7 protein-coding genes are annotated in these 16,804 nt (G+C 64.8%); all 7 read left to right on the plus strand.

What is annotated here, in order from left to right:
• The first annotated feature begins 8 nt into the window (after positions 1-8).
• A complete protein-coding gene (gabD, locus tag M2396_RS17485; RefSeq protein WP_101322593.1) occupies positions 9-1,451 on the plus strand; it encodes an NADP-dependent succinate-semialdehyde dehydrogenase in 1,443 nt (480 codons plus the stop codon).
• 177 nt (positions 1,452-1,628) lie between these two features.
• Positions 1,629-2,909 carry a 4-aminobutyrate--2-oxoglutarate transaminase gene (gene gabT, locus M2396_RS17490; protein ID WP_101322592.1) on the plus strand — a complete coding sequence of 427 codons (1,281 nt, stop codon included), beginning with the start codon at positions 1,629-1,631 and terminating at the stop codon, positions 2,907-2,909.
• 138 nt (positions 2,910-3,047) lie between these two features.
• Entirely contained in the window at positions 3,048-4,331 is a 1,284-nt protein-coding gene (locus M2396_RS17495) for a response regulator (protein WP_259076651.1), read from the plus strand.
• Positions 4,332-4,522: 191 nt separating this feature from the next.
• Positions 4,523-6,271 carry a ShlB/FhaC/HecB family hemolysin secretion/activation protein gene (locus M2396_RS17500; protein WP_259076653.1) on the plus strand — a complete coding sequence of 583 codons (1,749 nt, stop codon included), beginning with the start codon at positions 4,523-4,525 and terminating at the stop codon, positions 6,269-6,271.
• A gap of 10 nt (positions 6,272-6,281) precedes the next feature.
• A complete protein-coding gene (locus tag M2396_RS17505) occupies positions 6,282-6,800 on the plus strand; it encodes a toxin-activating lysine-acyltransferase (protein ID WP_101322589.1) in 519 nt (172 codons plus the stop codon).
• A 16-nt stretch (positions 6,801-6,816) separates the two neighbouring features.
• Entirely contained in the window at positions 6,817-15,975 is a 9,159-nt protein-coding gene (locus M2396_RS17510) for a hemagglutinin repeat-containing protein (protein ID WP_259076656.1), read from the plus strand.
• The gene (locus M2396_RS17515; protein ID WP_101322587.1) at positions 15,972-16,589 is read left to right on the plus strand and encodes a GAD-like domain-containing protein; all 618 of its coding nucleotides are present in this window, start codon (positions 15,972-15,974) and stop codon (positions 16,587-16,589) included. The genes M2396_RS17510 and M2396_RS17515 overlap by 4 nt, the downstream gene beginning before the upstream one ends.
• The last annotated feature ends 215 nt before the right edge of the window (positions 16,590-16,804 follow it).

Below are 16,804 nucleotides of genomic sequence, written 5' to 3' on the forward strand. Positions count from 1 at the left end.
AAGCCGACATGCAGCTCAAAGACGCTCAGTTGTTCCGCCAGCAAGCCTTCGTCAACGGTGAATGGCTGGATGCGGACAACGGCCAGACCATCCAGGTGACCAACCCGGCTACCGGTGAAGTCATCGGCACCGTGCCAAAGATGGGCGCCGCTGAAACCCGCCGCGCCATCGAAGCTGCCGACAAGGCCCTGCCGGCCTGGCGTGCCCTGACTGCCAAAGAGCGTTCGAACAAGCTGCGTCGCTGGTTCGAGCTGATGATCGAGAACCAGGACGACCTGGCTCGCCTGATGACCACCGAGCAAGGCAAGCCGCTGGCTGAAGCCAAGGGCGAAATCGCCTACGCCGCCTCGTTCATCGAGTGGTTCGCCGAAGAAGCCAAGCGCGTCTATGGCGACACCATCCCGGGCCATCAGCCAGACAAGCGCCTGATCGTCATCAAGCAGCCAATCGGCGTTACCGCGGCCATCACCCCGTGGAACTTCCCGGCCGCGATGATCACCCGTAAAGCCGGCCCGGCCCTGGCCGCTGGCTGCACCATGGTGCTCAAGCCTGCTTCGCAGACCCCGTATTCCGCTCTGGCCCTGGCCGAGCTGGCCACCCGCGCCGGCATCCCGGCTGGCGTGTTCAGCGTCGTCACCGGCAGCGCCGGCGACATCGGCACCGAGCTGACCGGCAACTCGATCGTGCGCAAGCTGTCCTTCACCGGCTCGACCGAAATCGGCCGTCAGCTGATGCAGGAATGCGCCAAGGACATCAAAAAGGTCTCGCTGGAGCTGGGCGGCAACGCTCCGTTCATCGTGTTCGACGACGCTGACCTGGACAAGGCAGTCGAAGGCGCGATCATCTCCAAGTACCGCAACAACGGCCAGACCTGCGTCTGCGCCAACCGTATCTACGTGCAGGACGGCGTCTACGACGCGTTCGCCGAGAAGCTCAAGGCCGCTGTGGCCAAGCTCAAGATCGGTAACGGCCTGGAAGACGGCACCACCACCGGCCCGCTGATCGACGGCAAGGCTGTAGCCAAGGTTCAGGAGCACATCCAGGACGCAGTCAGCAAAGGCGCCAAGATCCTTTCCGGCGGCAAGCTGATCGAAGGCAACTTCTTCGAACCGACCATCCTCGTCGACGTGCCGAAAACTGCGGCCGTAGCCAAGGAAGAGACCTTCGGCCCACTGGCGCCGCTGTTCCGCTTCAAAGACGAAGCAGAAGTCATCGCCATGTCCAACGACACCGAATTCGGCCTGGCCTCGTACTTCTACGCCCGCGACATGAGCCGTGTGTTCCGTGTTGCCGAAGCGCTGGAATACGGCATGGTCGGCATCAACACCGGCTTGATCTCCAACGAAGTTGCGCCATTCGGCGGCATCAAGGCCTCGGGCCTGGGCCGCGAAGGTTCCAAGTACGGTATCGAGGACTACCTCGAAATCAAGTACCTGTGCATCAGCGTCTGATCCAGTAGCAAGGTTTTTACCTCTGCCAGCGGGGCGCGAGAGCGACGTCTCGCTGGTCTTTTTATATTGCAGGACCTGGTGGCCCGGGCGCTCGCGCCAGTCGATCAACGAATACTGATCGCGAACAGACCCAGCCACCCCCAAGCGCCGCTATCAGTCGGCGCAATTGAGGGCACTATGAGCAAGACCAACGAATCCTTGATGCAACGTCGTGTCGCCGCCGTCCCACGTGGCGTTGGCCAGATCCACCCGATCTTCGTCGACACCGCGAAGAACGCTACCGTGATCGACGTTGAAGGCCGCGAACTGATCGACTTCGCCGGCGGCATCGCCGTACTCAACACCGGCCACCTGCACCCGAAAGTGGTTGCCGCTGTTCAGCACCAGCTGACCAAGGTCAGCCACACCTGCTTCCAGGTGCTGGCCTACGAGCCTTACGTCGAGCTGTGCGAAAAAATCAACGAGCTGGTCCCAGGCGACTTCGACAAGAAGACCCTGCTGGTCACCACCGGCTCCGAAGCGGTTGAAAACGCCGTCAAGATCGCCCGCGCTGCCACTGGCCGTGCTGGCGTGATCGCCTTCACCGGCGGCTACCACGGCCGTACCATGATGACCCTGGGTCTGACCGGTAAAGTCGTACCGTACTCGGCCGGCATGGGCCTGATGCCAGGCGGCATCTTCCGCGCGATCTTCCCGAACGAGCTGCACGGGGTGAGCATCGACGACTCGATCGCTTCCATCGAACGCATCTTCAAGAACGACGCCGAGCCAAAAGACATCGCTGCAATCATCATCGAGCCAGTTCAGGGCGAAGGTGGTTTCATCCCGGTGACCAAGCCGTTCATGCAGCGCCTGCGCGCCCTGTGCGACCAGCACGGCATCCTGCTGATCGCCGACGAAGTGCAGACCGGCGCTGGCCGTACTGGCACCTTCTTCGCCATGGAACAGATGGGCGTTGCGCCTGACCTGACCACCTTCGCCAAATCCATCGCTGGCGGCTTCCCGCTGGCCGGTGTGTGCGGCAAGGCCGAGTACATGGACGCCATCGCTCCAGGCGGCCTGGGCGGCACCTACGCCGGTTCGCCGATCGCCTGCGCCGCGGCCCTGGCCGTGATCCAGGTGTTCGAAGAAGAAAAACTGCTCGACCGCAGCAAGGCTGTTGGCGAGCACCTGGTCGCTGGCCTGCGCCAGATCCAGGCCAAGCACCCGATCATCGGTGATGTGCGTGCACTGGGTTCGATGATTGCAGTTGAAGTGTTCGACGCCGCTGGCTCGCACACGCCAAACGCTGCAGCAGTCAACCAGGTCGTGGCCAAGGCGCGCGACAAGGGCCTGATCCTGCTGTCGTGCGGTACTTACGGCAACGTCCTGCGCATCCTGGTGCCGCTGACCGCCGAAGACGCGCTGCTCGACAAGGGCCTGGCGATCATCGAAGAGTGCTTCGCTGAACTCGCGTAATGTGACCCGCGTCAGAAAAAAACCCGCCTAGGCGGGTTTTTTTTATGCCTGTCGAGCGGGCTAGACGCTATGGTTAGCCCACGGACCTGTTTTGGAAGCTGCAACGGATTGCGTGACACGATTACTCAGGAGTAGCCCATGAGCGTTGCAAACCCCACCGCGCCTTGCGTTTTGATTGCCGAAGGCGACCCATGGGTGCGCGACATGCTGCGCGAAACCCTGCTAAGCGTGCGCTGCGACGCCCGCCTGCAGATCTGCGCCGACGGTGCCCAGGCGCTGGCGGCACTGGCCAGCAAGCCTGACCTGATCATCGCCGACCGTGAGTTGGTGGGTGACATTGACGGCCTCGACCTGCTGCGCAGAGTGCGTGGCAAGAGCCAGACGCCGAGCCTGCCGTTCATTTTGCTGAGCAACCGCAGCGACAGCGCCAGCGTGCGTGAAGTGCTGCCGTTGCAACCCACCGAATACCTGAGCAAACCGCTCAACATCGACAAACTGCGCAAGCGCCTCGAAGTGCTGCTGACCAGCGCCGGCGAGGAGATCGCCTGCCCGGTGCCGCCGCTCAGCCCCGGAGCCAAGCTGCCGGCGTATCTTGAGCAGCGCCGCGCCAGTGCCGACGGTGGGCCGCTGCTGGCCGACGTCGAGCAAGCCATCAAGCGCGCGCTCAATCCGCAAGGGCTGGACCTGCGCGTGCTTGAAGAAGAGGTGCGCAGCGACCCGCAGATCACCGCGGTATTGATCGCCGCCGCCAACAGCGCGGCGATGCACAGCGATGCCCCGGCGCAGACTTTGCTGCAGGCGCTGAACAAACTCGGCAGCACCCAGAGCATGAACCTGGTGCTCGGCCTGACCCTCAAGCGCAGCGCGCGGCTGAGCGACCCGCTGCTGGCCCGGCATGCCGCGCACTACTGGGACTTGTCGCTGCACACCGCAGAGTACGGCCGCACCCTGGCGCGCATGCTTGAAGTTGATGAAGGCCGCTGCTACTGCGCCGGCCTGCTGCATTGTCTGGGCGACCTAGCGGTGCTGCGTTGCCTGCAGGAGTGGCGCCTGGCCGGCGGTGAGCTGGATGAGGATCAGGTGCAACTGTCGCTCAACGAATTCGGCGCCCCATTCGGCTCGGCGCTGCGCACCCGCTGGCGCTTGCCACTGCCGCTGCGCGAGCTGATTGCGGCGGTGTATGCCCTGGGTGGCGGGGTCTACTCGCGGGAGATTCTGGCCATGAGTCTGGCCGGGCAGCTGGCGCGGGTGCCGGCAGATCAAGGCCTGGAAAAGGTCGCCAGCAACAAGACTGCACGGTTGTTGAAACTCGGCCTGCCAGAGCTGAATCGGCTGCGCAGAGTCGACGCCGCGCCAGGCCAGGAGGCTGCCGCCAGCGAGCCGCCTTCGACCGATGAAGCAGCCACGGTCAGCAAAGAGTAACTACAGGGCCGCGCGACAAAACCCGACGCTCAGAGTGCGATTTGTTTCACAAATCGCTCAGCTGTGCTGATTTTTCCTACTTCACCACGCAACTTTTCTGCGAATGACACGTCAGACCGTTCGATTTCAGGCCTGCAGGACATCCCCCCTGTCCCAGGCCTTTACCCGTTTCCGGTTCACAAGGACGTGTCATGCCTCCACTCGCGCAACGCGGCGCGGTGACTGTTGCTGTCGCCCGCTCATTCGCCTCGCTTGTTCCTCCACTATGCCTGCTGCTGGCAGGTCTGGTGGTCAGCCAGTCAGCTTCGGCAGCCGTTGCCGATGAAGAATTGCGCCAACGCGAGCGCGAGCGAATCCTGCGCGAGCAACTCGACACCCGCCCCGACGTGCGCCTGGAAGCTGCACCTGTGGCCGAGGCCCAGGCACGCCTGCCGCGTGATGAAAAACCCTGCTTCAAGATCAACGATATCCGCCTGATTGGCGAGGCTGCCGAGCAGTTCCAGTGGGCGCTGCAGGCCGCCAACCCCAGCGGCGACCCAGCGCTGGGCCAGTGCCTGGGCGGTGCCGGCATCAACCTGACGATGAAGCGCATGCAGAACGCGATCATCGCCAAGGGCTACGTCACCACCCGTGTCCTCGCCGAAGCGCAAGACCTCAACAGCGGCATCCTGGTGCTGACCCTGCTGCCCGGCCGCATCGGCCAGGTGCGCTTTGCCGAGGGCACCAGCGGGCGCGCCAACGCCTGGAACGCGATGCCGGCCAAGCCTGGCGATCTGCTAAACCTGCGCGACATCGAACAAGCGCTGGAAAACTTCAAGCGGGTGCCCACTGCCGAAGCCGATATCCGCATCGCGCCTGCTGCCAGCAGCACCGCCAAGCCGGGCGAGAGCGACGTGATCATTGCCTGGCGCCAGCGCTTCCCGGCGCGCCTGAGCCTGTCGGTGGACAACAGCGGCAGCAAGACCACCGGCAAATACCAGGGCGCCGTGGCGCTGTCGCTGGACAACCCGCTGTCGCTCAATGACCTGTTCTACGCCAGCTTCAACCACGACCTGGGCGGCGGCACCTCCGGCGACAAAGGCTCGAAAGGGCACACCCTGCATTACTCGCTGCCGTTCGGGTACTGGCAACTGGCGTTCACCAGCAGCGAGTACGACTACCACCAGACGGTTGCCGGGGTTAACCAGGACTTCCTCTACCGCGGCGAAAGCCGCAACAACGAGCTGCGCCTGTCGCGCCTGGTGTACCGCGATGCGGTGCGCAAGACCACGATGTGGGGCAGCCTGTGGACGCGCTCTTCGGAAAACTTCATCGACGACACCGAACTGCTCCAGCAACATCGGCGCATGGCCGGTTGGCAGGCGGGCATTGGTCATCGTGAGTTCATCGGCGCTTCAACCCTTGACCTTGGCCTGAGTTACCGCCGTGGCACCGGCGCCCACAGCGCCTTGGAGGCGCCGGAAGAAGCCTTCGGCGACGGCACCGCCCGCTCGAAAATCATCCAGGCCGACGCCCAGCTGCAAGTGCCGTTCGACGCCTATGGCCAGCGCCTGCGCTACATCGGCGGCTGGCGCGCGCAGTGGAACCGCACCGAACTGGTCCCGCAAGACCGCTTCAGCATCGGCACGCGCTATTCGGTGCGTGGTTTCGATGGCGAGAACATCCTCTCGGCCGACCGCGGCTGGACCTTGAGCAACGAACTCGGCCTGGCCCTGGGCAGCAGCGGCCAGGAGCTGTACGCCGGGGTCGACTACGGCGAAGTCGGCGGCAACTCCGCCGACTACCTGATCGGCCGGCGCCTGGCCGGTGCCGTGGTCGGTGTGCGCGGCGGTTATCGCAACCTCTCCTACGACTGGTCGTGGGGTACGCCGTTGAAAAAGCCCGATGGCTTCGAAACCGCCAACTTCACCAGCGCGTTTACCGTCGCGCTGTCGTTCTGAGGAGGCTGCCATGCGCATCGACACTTTCGACATCACCGCCCCAGGCCTGATCGACGAACCGTGGAACGAAGCCACCGCGCTGGGCGCTGCGACCTGGCTGTGGATGCACTCCACGGCCCACCGCGACGCCCCGTTGCACAGCCTCGCCAGCTTGCTGTTGCCGGCGCTCAAACACCGCCAGTTCGTGCTGGGCAGCGAGGGCGGTCGCCCGGTGTTTTTCGTCTCCTGGCTGAACCTCAGCGAGGCCGCCGAACAGCGCTACCTGACCCGCTCACCGATCGAGCTGGACGAAGCCGACTGGTGCAGCGGCGAGCGCATGTGGATCAACGACTGGGTCACCCCGTTCGGCCACAGCGTCGCCCTCAGCCGCCTGCTGGCCCGGCGCCTGTTCACTGACCGTTGCGCGCGTGCGTTGCACCACCGCGGCGAAGAGCAAGGGCTCAGGGTCAACACTTTTCATGGCATCGGGGTGATCCCGGAGCAGGCGCGCGCCTGGTTTGCCGCTCACCCATTGGCCACCGACGCCTGACGCAAAGGGATTTGCAATGAACAAGCATCTGTATCGCATCATCTTCAACAAGGCGCGCGGCCTGCTCATGGTCGTCGCCGAAACCGTCAGCAGCGCGGGCAAGGCGCCCGGCGTCAGCAGTGGCAGCGGCGTGGTGGCCAAGCCCTGCGTCGCCAGCCTCAACGGCCTGCGCTACGCCCTGATGGGCGCGCTTGGGCTGATCAGCCTCAGCGTGGCCCCGGCCTGGGCCGCTGGCATCGTCGCCGACCGTGGCGCGCCCAGCGGGCAGCAGCCGATGGTGATCAACAGCGCCAACGGCACGCCGCAGGTCAACATCCGCGCGCCGAGCGCCGGCGGGGTGTCGCGCAACAACTACAGCCAGTTCGACGTCGACGGCCGTGGCGCGATCCTCAACAACGCGGTCGGCAACAGCAAAACCCAGCTGGGCGGCTGGATCGAGGGCAACCCGTACCTTGGCCGGGGCAGTGCCAAGGTCATCCTCAACGAAGTCAATTCGAGCAACCCGAGCCAGTTGCGTGGCTACGTCGAAGTCGCCGGCCAGCGCGCCGAAGTGGTCATCGCCAACCCGGCCGGGATCACCTGTGACGGCTGCGGCTTCATCAATGCCGACCGCTCGACCCTGACCACCGGCCGCGCGCAGATGGAGAACGGGCGCATCACCGGCTACCGCGTCGAAGGCGGCACCCTGAGCATTACCGGCAAGGGCCTGGATGCCCGCGACAGCGACTACACCGACCTGATCGCGCGCAGCGTCGAGGTCAACGCCGGGATCTGGGCCAACGACCTCAAGGTCACCACCGGGCGTAATCAGGTCAACGCCGACAATACCCAGGCCACCGCCCTGGCCAAGGACGACAGCGCCCAGCCCGAGGTGGCCATCGACGTCGCCGAGCTGGGCGGCATGTACGCCGGCAAGATCAAGCTGGTCGGCACCGAGGCCGGGGTTGGCGTACGCAACGCCGGGCAGATCGGCGCCATGGCCGGTGACGTGGTGATCAGCGCCGACGGCAAGCTGCTCAACCAGGGCGCCATCAGCAGTGCTGGGGCGACCCGCGTGGCCAGTGCCACGGCAGTGGACAACAGCGGCAGCCTGTACGCCAAAGGCGACCTGCACGCCAGCAGCCAGGGCACTGTCACCAACACCGGCGAGCTGGCCGCTCAGGGCAATCTGAACATCGACGCGGCCAAACTCGACAGCAGCCGCGACTCGCTGCTGGCAGCCGGCGTTGACGCCCAAGGTACTTCCAGCGGCAACGCCACGCTCACGGTCAAGGCTAAGCAGATTGCCGCCCACGGCCAGAACCACGCCAGCGGCACCCTTGATCTGCAAGGCGACACGGTCGACCTCAGCCACAGCCGCAGCTACGCCGGCAACCTCAACCTGACCGCCAATAACGGCGACCTTGACCTCAGCTCGAGCACCATCGACAGCGCTGGCCGCCTCGACGCCAAAGCCAGCGCAACCGTGCGCAGCGACAGCGCCAAGGTCAATGTCGGCAACCTGCAGGTCAACGCCGACAAGCTCTCGAACAACGGCGGCGAACTGGTCCAGACCGGCACCGCAGCAAGCCTCATCAAAGTCGCCGGCCAGCTCGACAACAGCGACGGCCGCATCGCCAGCAACGCCCGCGAGCTCAGCCTCGACGCAGGCACCCTGGCCAACCGCAAAGGCAAGGTCGAGCACGCTGGTAGCGGCAAACTCGACGTCCGCGCCAGCGAAATCGACGGTAACGGCGGCACCCTGGCCAGTAATGGCGCCCTGCAGATCAGCGCGCAAAAGGCCCAGCTTGCCAACGGCCAGACCCAAGGCCGGCAAGTGTTGCTCGACAGCCGTGACCTTGATACCAGCGGCGGCACCGTGCTCGCCACCCACGGCGGCACTTTGCAAGTGCGCGACGCGCAGCGCCTGGACAACCGTGGCGGCACCCTGGCTGCTGGCGGCGCCATGACCGTCACTGCCGGCGAAGTGCTCAACGACGGCGGCACGCTCAGCGCCGGCAATACCCTCAACCTGAACGCCGACAGCCTCAGCAACATCGCCGGCACCCTCGCCGCGACCCAGGCCATGCAAGTGATTGCCGGCCAGCTCGACAACAGCGGCGGCACCCTCGGCTCGGTCGAGGCCGGGCTGTTCGTCGAAGTCAGCAACGGTCAGCTGCAGAACCAGGGCGGGCGCCTCGAAGCGGCTGGCGATATTCAACTCGGCGCGCTTGGCCTGAACAACAGCCAGGGCGTGATCAGTGGCCGCGAGCTGCTGCTCGACAGCCGTGGGCAAAGCGTCAACAACAACGGCGGCACCCTCGATGCACAGGCCAGGCTCGACCTGCGCAGCGGCGAGCTGCACAACAGCGGCGGGCTGATCCAGGCCGGTGGCCGGCTGTTCGTCGACACCGGCAGCGCCGCCCTGCACAACAGCGCCTCAGGCGCTGACAGAGGCATCGTCGGCCAGGCCGAAGTCGAGCTGCGCAGCGCGCAACTGGATAACCAGCAGGGCTTTATCGGCGCCAAGGGCAACCTGCTGCTGGCAGCCACCACCCTCAACAATCAGGGCCAGATCGCCGGCGAAAGCCAGGTGCAGTTGCTCGGTAACCGCCTCGACAACCAGGGCGGCAAGGTGCAGGCCAAAGGTGCGTTGATCGTTGAACAGAACGAGCGCATCGACAACCGCGGCGGCCTGCTGCGCAGCGCTGGGCAAACCCGGCTGACCACCGCGCAGCTCGACAACCGCACCAGCCAGGGCAACGAGCAAGGCATCGAAGGCCAGTCGCTGTTGCTGCGCGCTGACACTCTGGAAAACCAGCAAGGCGCCCTGCGCGCTGACGCCGGCATCGACCTCGGCCTGGCCCAGGCGCTGTACAACGACGCCGGCCTGATCTCGGCTGGCAGCGAATTGCGCCTGGCCGATCGCGACCCGGCGCAGAACCGCCTGGCCGTCGACAACGGCAGTGGCACCTTGCTCGGCGGCAGCCTGCTGTCGCTCAATGCGGCGTACTTCAGCGGCAGTGGCCGCCTGCTCAGCCTCGGTGACCTGATCCTGCGCCAGCAGGGCAACCTCAGCCTCGGCGGCCAGGTGCAAGCCAACGGCAAGGTCGATATCGATATCGGCGGGGCCCTGTACAACAGCGGCAAACTGCTCGCCGGGCAAGCGCTGATCGTGCGCGGCCAGGCGCTGGACAACGCCGCCAGCGGCGAAATGGCCGCCACCCAGGTCGACCTGCGGGTCAACGGCCAACTGCACAACCGCGGCCTGATCGACGGTCAGCAGGTGCGCCTGCAAGCCGATGAGCTGTTCAACCTTGGCACCGGGCGCATTTACGGCGACCGTCTGGCCATCGCCAGCCGCACCCTGGCCAACCTCGACGAAGCAGGCCCGGCGGCGGTCATCGCCGCCCGTGAGCGGCTGGACATCGGCAGCCAGCGTATCGACAACCGCGAGCAGGCGCTGATCTTCAGTGCCGGCGACCTCGCCATCGGCGGCACGCTGGATGGCAACGATCAGGCCAGCGGCCGCGCCGACCTGCTGGCCAACGCCAGCGCCACGGTCGAATCGCTGGGCGCCATGAGCCTGAACATCCGCGAGCTGCGCAACACCAACGAACACTTCAGCACCGTCGACGTAGAAGTCAGCCGCGAGCAGTTGCAGGAATTCCAGATCACCGGCTCGCCCAACCGCTACCGCCCTGATCAGGTCTCGGTCTACCGCGACGAAGTCGATCATCTGGTCGCCCCGGATGGCGTGCGCGACAACTTCAATCGCTACGACTACACCCGCAGCGTGGTCGAAACCCGTATCGCCAGCTCAGCGCCTGGGCAGATTCTGGCCGGCGGCAACCTGACCTTCAGCGGCGACAGCGTACTCAACGACAAGAGCCGGATTCTGGCCGGTGGCTTGCTCCAGGCCGGCGCCGCGCAAGTGATCAACACCGAGGTGGACGGCCAGCGGGTGACCACCGATGCCGGCACCGCGACCAACTTCTACCGCATCCAGCGCAAGGGCCGTGACAGCCAGGGCCGCAGAATCACCGATTACCGCCCGGCGCCGCTGATCCAGGACATCGACCTGACCCCCACCGAGTACGGCCAGTACGCCGTGGTCAACGGCAGCGGCACTCAGCTGAGCGGTCGCGAGCTGCTCCAGGTCGGCCAGCAGGTGGCTACGGTGGGTGCAGTCAACGCCGAGGTCGGCGAGCAGTACCGAGTCGGCGCCGTAGTCGAGGTCAAGCTCAATGACGGCCAGGGCATTGCCGACCAGGTGCGCACCGGCGGCCTGAACCTGGCGCTGCCCAACAACAGCCTGTTCCAGACCAACCCCGCAGGCACCAGTAACTACCTGATCGAGACCGACGCGCGCTTTACCAGCTACCGCAAATGGCTGTCGTCGGACTACATGCTCGAGCGCCTGCAGTTCGACCCGGCGCAGACGCAGCAGCGCCTTGGCGACGGCTTCTACGAGCAGAAGCTGATCCGCGAGCAGATCGCCCAGCTCACCGGCCGGCGCTTCCTCGACGGCTTCGCCAACGACGAAGCGCAGTACCGCGCCCTGATCGACAACGCCGTGACCCTGGCCAGCGACTGGAACCTGGTGCCGGGTGTTGCTTTGAGCGCCGAGCAGATGGCCCAGCTGACCAGCGACATCGTCTGGCTGGTCGAGCGCAACGTCACCCTGGCCAACGGCGAATCGCGCAAGGTACTGGTGCCGCAGGTCTACGTGCGCGTGCAAGAGGGCGACATCAACGGCAATGGCGCGCTGATCGCCGGCCAGCAGCTCAAGCTCGACCTGTCTGGCGACCTGATCAACAGCGGCAGCCTCGGCGGGCGCAGCGTGGTCGCGCTGACCGCGCAGAACATCGACAACCTCGGTGGCCGCATCCAGGGCAACAACGTCGCCCTGCAGACCCGCGACAACCTGAACAACCTCGGCGGCCTGATCGGCGCCACCGACAGCCTCGCCATCGACGCCGGGCAGGACATCAACAGCCGCTCGCTGAGCCGCGACAGCAGCAGCGACCAAGGCACCCGCAGCAACCTGTCGCGGGTCGCCGGGCTGTTTGTCAGCGGTGATGGCGGCAGCATGAAAGTCGCCGCCGGCAATGACCTCAACCTGCAAGGCAGCCAGGTGGTCAACGCCGGCCAGGGCGGCGCTACCCAGTTGCAGGCCGGGCGCGACGTCAACCTCGGCACCGTCAGCGAAAGTTCGCAGCAGGCGATCCGCTGGGATGCCAGCAACTGGCGCAACGAAGCCAGCCGCGGCGAAGTTGGCAGCACCGTGCAAACCAACGGGGACCTGCGCATCACCGCCGGCCAGGACCTCAACGCCCGCGGCGCCACGGTCACCAGCGACCAAGGCATGGTCCTTGCCGAAGCGCGCCGCGACATCAACCTGACGGCCGCCGAGCAGTACCAGTTCGCCGACGAAGCGCACAAGTTCAAGGGCAGCAACGGCATGCTGTCGAGCAAGACCACCACCTTGCGCGACACCGTCAGCCAGACCCAGGCCAGCGGCACCACCTTGAGCGGCGAGCAGACCTACCTGCAGGCCGGCCGCGATATCAGCGTGCGCGGCAGCGACGTGGTCTCGACCCAGCAAACGGTGCTGGTCGCCGAGCGCGATGTGAACATCGAAGCGGCCACTGAAAGCAGCAGCGAACGCCACGACAAGTCGGAGAAAAAGAGCGGCCTGTTCAGCGGCGGCGGCATCGCCCTGACCATGGGTACCCAGCAGCAGAGCGTCAAAGACCTCACCACCCGTGAAACCGCCCGCGCCAGCACCATCGGCAGCACCGAAGGCGATGTCATGATCGAAGCCGGGCGCCAGTACCGCCAGGTCGGCAGTGATGTGGTCGCGCCGAAAGGCGACGTCGACATCCTCGCTCAACAGATCGCCATCACCGAAGCCCGCGAGACCAGCGAGCGCACCCGCGAGACGCTGTTCAAACAGACCGGCTTCACCGTGACCATCACCAACCCGGTGATCAGCGCGATCCAGACCACCCAGCAGATGCAGCAGGCGTCGAGCAAGACCGAAGACGGCCGCATGCAGGCGCTGGCCGCAGCCACCACCGCGCTGGCGGTCAACAACGCCGCCACCGCCGTCGCCCAGGACCCAGGTGCTGCCGGCGGGATCAACATCAGCCTGTCGCTGGGCACCAAGCAGCAACAGAGCACCACCGTGCAGCAAAGCGACGCCGCTGCCGGCTCGACCATCATTGCCGGCAACGACGTGCGCCTGCGCGCCACCGGCGCGGGCAGCGACAGCAACATTCTCGTCCAGGGCAGCGAGGTGCGCGCCGGCAACAACGCCACCCTCGCCGCCGACGGCAACATCGACCTGCTCGCCGCGCAGAACACCAGCAAGCAGGACAGCGACAGCAAAGGCATGAGCGCAAGTGTCGGCATCGGCCTGTCGCTGGGCGGCTCGCGCAACGGCTTCACCCTCGACCTGGGCGTCAGCGGCAACCGCGGCGAAGCCGATGGCGACACCCTGACCCACACCAACACCCAGATCGCCGCAGGCAACACCACCACGCTGGTCTCCGGCGGTGACACCAACCTGCGCGGCGCCGTGGTCAGTGGCCGTCAGGTGCTGGCAGACGTTGGCGGCGACCTCAACATCGAGAGCCTGCAAGACACCGACACCTTCAAGGTCGACGAGAAGAGCATGGGTGTCGGCATCAGCCTGTGCATCCCGCCGTTCTGCTACGGCATGAGCACAGTCAGCGGCGGCAGTGCCAACCTCGGCGGCACCGACATGGACTCGGACTTTGCCAGCGTTACCGAGCAGTCCGGGATCAAGGCCGGCGACGGCGGCTTCGACATCCGCGTCGGCGGCAACACCGACCTCAAAGGCGCGGTCATCGCCAGCAGCGACAAGGCCGTGGCCGACGGCAAGAACCGCCTCGAAACCGCCAGCCTGACCACCAGCGACATCCGCAACAAAGCCGAGTACGACGCCAGCACCTTCAGCATCGGCGGCGGCTACAGCGAGATCGGCAAGTCCCAGGACGGCAAGGTGCAGACCGGCGGCGCGATTACCCCCGGCACCGAGATCCCCACCAACGACAAACAGATCGGCGCCAGCCTGCCGATTGCCATCAGTGCCAGCGACAGCGCCAGCAGCGTGACCCGCAGCGGCATCAGTGGCGGCAGCATCCTCATCACCGACGCCGCTGCCCAGCGCGAGCGCACCGGCCAGAGCGTCGACGAGACCCTCGCCGGGCTCAATCGCGATGTCTCCAGTGACCGCGACAACACCAACGCGCTCAAGCCGATCTTCGACGAAGAGCAGATCCGCGCCGGCTTCGAGATCGTCAACGCCTTTGCCAACGAGGCCGGCACCCTGCTTGCCAACAAGGCCAAGGAAGTCGACGCCAAGCGCAACGCGGCCGATGCAGCCGACGCCAAGGCCCTCGAAACCAGCGACGCCGAGCTCAGCCAGGCCCTGCGCGACCAGGCCATCAGGCTGCGCAACGAAGCGGATGGCGTGGCTGGCAACTGGGGCGCCGGCGGCACCTACCGGCAGATCACCACCGCGCTGGTTGCCGCAGCAAGCGGCAACATCAGTGCCGGCAACGGCGCGTTCATGCAAGGCATGGTCGTCAACTACGTGCAGCAGCAAGGCGCCGGTTACCTCGGTGACCTGGTCGCCGACGGCACCCTGGTCGAAGGCACGCCGATGCACGCCGCCCTGCACGGCATCCTCGCCTGCGCCGGTGCGGCCGCCAGCAGCCAGAGCTGCGGCAGTGGCGCGGCCGGCGCGGCGGCGTCGAGCCTGCTCACCGGGCTGTTCTCCGAAGCCAGCCCGACCGAAACCGAAAGCCAGCGCGAAGCCAAGCGCAACCTCATCGTCAGCCTGGTCACCGGCATCGCCGCCACCACCAGCCTCGATGCCGCCACCGCTACCGCGGCGGCCTCGGGGGCTGTGGATAACAACTGGCTGGCGACCCAGCAGTACGTGCAGGCACGCAAAGAGCTCAAAGAAGCTGAAGGGCGCATTGATGAACTCAAGGTGCTGGCCAAGTGGGCCTATATCAGCAAGAAGCAGGACCTGCTGACCCAGAGTGGCGTTGGCCAAGGCTTGATCAAGGCCGGATTTGACGATATCTCGGGGCTGGCGCAGATGCTTCTGCACCCGATCGAGACGGTGAAGGCCATCGGCGGCCTGATCGACGACCCGAGCGCCTTGGCCGGCTACCCGGAAGAGGTCAAACAAAACCTCAAGGCCAAGGTCGCTCGCATCGAAGAAGCGCTAACAGTCGGTGGTGATGAGCACGCCGAACAGTTGGGCCGCGACATGGGCGAACTGGTGTGGGATGTTGGTGGGCTTCTCACCGGAGTAGGCGGGGTTGCCAAAGGCGGCGTCAAACTGGCCAGTGTGGGCATCAAGCTGGGCCGCGACAGCCTGGAGAAAATGGCCGTCGACACTGCCAAGTTGGCCAAGACCGAAGGGGCTGCGGCAGGCAAAGCCGTGCCTGAGTGGACCAGCAAACCATCAACGCCAGCAGGTAATCAGAACTACGCCGATGGAGGAACCTCCTTCAATGGCAAGCCGGTGGAAAACGTAAACGATTATGCCGGGCAGCTCGGCAAAGACGCGGGCAAGGCAGCGGCCAGGATTGATGTTGTCGATGTAGCGCCGTTCAACCCATTCACCAGCGATAGTTTCAAAGCCATGTCGCCTACTCAGCAGCAGTCGTTCCTCAAGGAGTACTACAAGCAGCTTCAGGCTCAGCAGGAAGCGATCAACAACATGACGGTGGACCAATTCAAGCTGGCTCGCGATGCGTACAAGGAAAATAGCCGCAACCCAGTTGCCAAGGATGCTCAACGACGTGTCGCTACTGCGTTCGAGAAAGATATAGCGGCGAAGATTACCGAAAGTCTGCTTGCCAAGAACAAAAACATGAGCGTCAAAGAGGCGACGACGCTTGCCAAAGCGCAGGCCAAAGAGATCCGCTCTACTATGTCGGCATTGCATGAACCGGACATGGTTGTGGGCGGTTATCACCAACCCATTCCTACGAACATGGGTAACGGCCTGGTCAACTCGACCATTGGCGGTAACTGGCCGAGTCGAGTCGACGCACTCGACCGCGCTGTCAGCGATGCTTTAGCCAAGGGCGCCGGGGACGCTAGAATGAACGTCCGGCTGGAAATGCTAAGGGGACCAACGCCATGAAAGACGAGTACTTTGAGCTGTTCATCGAAAACATGGGCGAGGCCACCTCGCGGCGTGAGGTGCCGCCCTCGAGCATCGACAAGTATCGCGGAGTTCTGCCTGATCGTTTGCTGACCTACTGGCAGCAAGAAGGTTGGGCCGGATATGCCGGCGGTCGCTTCTGGACGGTTGATCCGGATGAATACACGCCGATGTTGCGCGAGTGGATCAAGCGAAGCGAGCTGGCAGATATCGACGATTATCATGTGATCGGCCGCACGGGTTTCGGCACATTCTATCTGTGGGGCCAGCGCTACAACCGGAAGGTCACCATCTCTTGCGTGGATAATTGGGTACTGGCAATGAAGGATGAGGCTCAGACGCCGAATCCTGACCCCGACCGAAGTTTAGGTGTTTTCTTTGCCATGGCCGAGCCTGATGATTTTGATTTCGAAGATATTGAAGAAAACTATCTTTTCGAGCGTGCAGTGCAAACGCTGGGGCCGCTCAGTGAATCCGAAATGTACGGATTCGTGCCAGTGCTGATCGCGGGGGGGCAGGCGCGGATCGAGAACCTTCAGAAATTGGACATGAACGTTCACTTGATGATCTTGCATCAGTTCAGCCACGGCTGAGTTGCTGGGGCAGCGCGCTGAGCTTGGCGCGGCCACGGGGGGAGTATGAATGCAATTGAACGCATGGGTGTGAATCCAAAATGGCCTTCTTACAAGAGCGTATGTGCCCGCGTCACTAGAGGGCCACATGCGGATGACACGTTTTATGTCAACGCGATACGTGAATACGTCACCCGCGAGGATGCAAGGCCTAGTGGCTCAAGGATGGTTCCGAA

The organism is Pseudomonas sp. BIGb0278, from assembly GCF_024809895.1.
In the GTDB taxonomy this organism is placed as follows: Bacteria; Pseudomonadota; Gammaproteobacteria; order Pseudomonadales; family Pseudomonadaceae; genus Aquipseudomonas; species Aquipseudomonas shirazensis.

What these genes read in the sequence shown, in the direction of transcription:
- M2396_RS17500 (WP_259076653.1), top strand. Translation starts at nt 4,523, where the DNA reads ATGCCTCCACTCGCGCAACGCGGCGCGGTGACTGTTGCTGTCGCCCGC.
- M2396_RS17505 (WP_101322589.1), top strand. Translation starts at nt 6,282, where the DNA reads ATGCGCATCGACACTTTCGACATCACCGCCCCAGGCCTGATCGACGAA.
- M2396_RS17495 (WP_259076651.1), top strand. Translation starts at nt 3,048, where the DNA reads ATGAGCGTTGCAAACCCCACCGCGCCTTGCGTTTTGATTGCCGAAGGC.
- gabD (WP_101322593.1), top strand. Translation starts at nt 9, where the DNA reads ATGCAGCTCAAAGACGCTCAGTTGTTCCGCCAGCAAGCCTTCGTCAAC.
- gabT (WP_101322592.1), top strand. Translation starts at nt 1,629, where the DNA reads ATGAGCAAGACCAACGAATCCTTGATGCAACGTCGTGTCGCCGCCGTC.
- M2396_RS17515 (WP_101322587.1), top strand. Translation starts at nt 15,972, where the DNA reads ATGAAAGACGAGTACTTTGAGCTGTTCATCGAAAACATGGGCGAGGCC.
- M2396_RS17510 (WP_259076656.1), top strand. Translation starts at nt 6,817, where the DNA reads ATGAACAAGCATCTGTATCGCATCATCTTCAACAAGGCGCGCGGCCTG.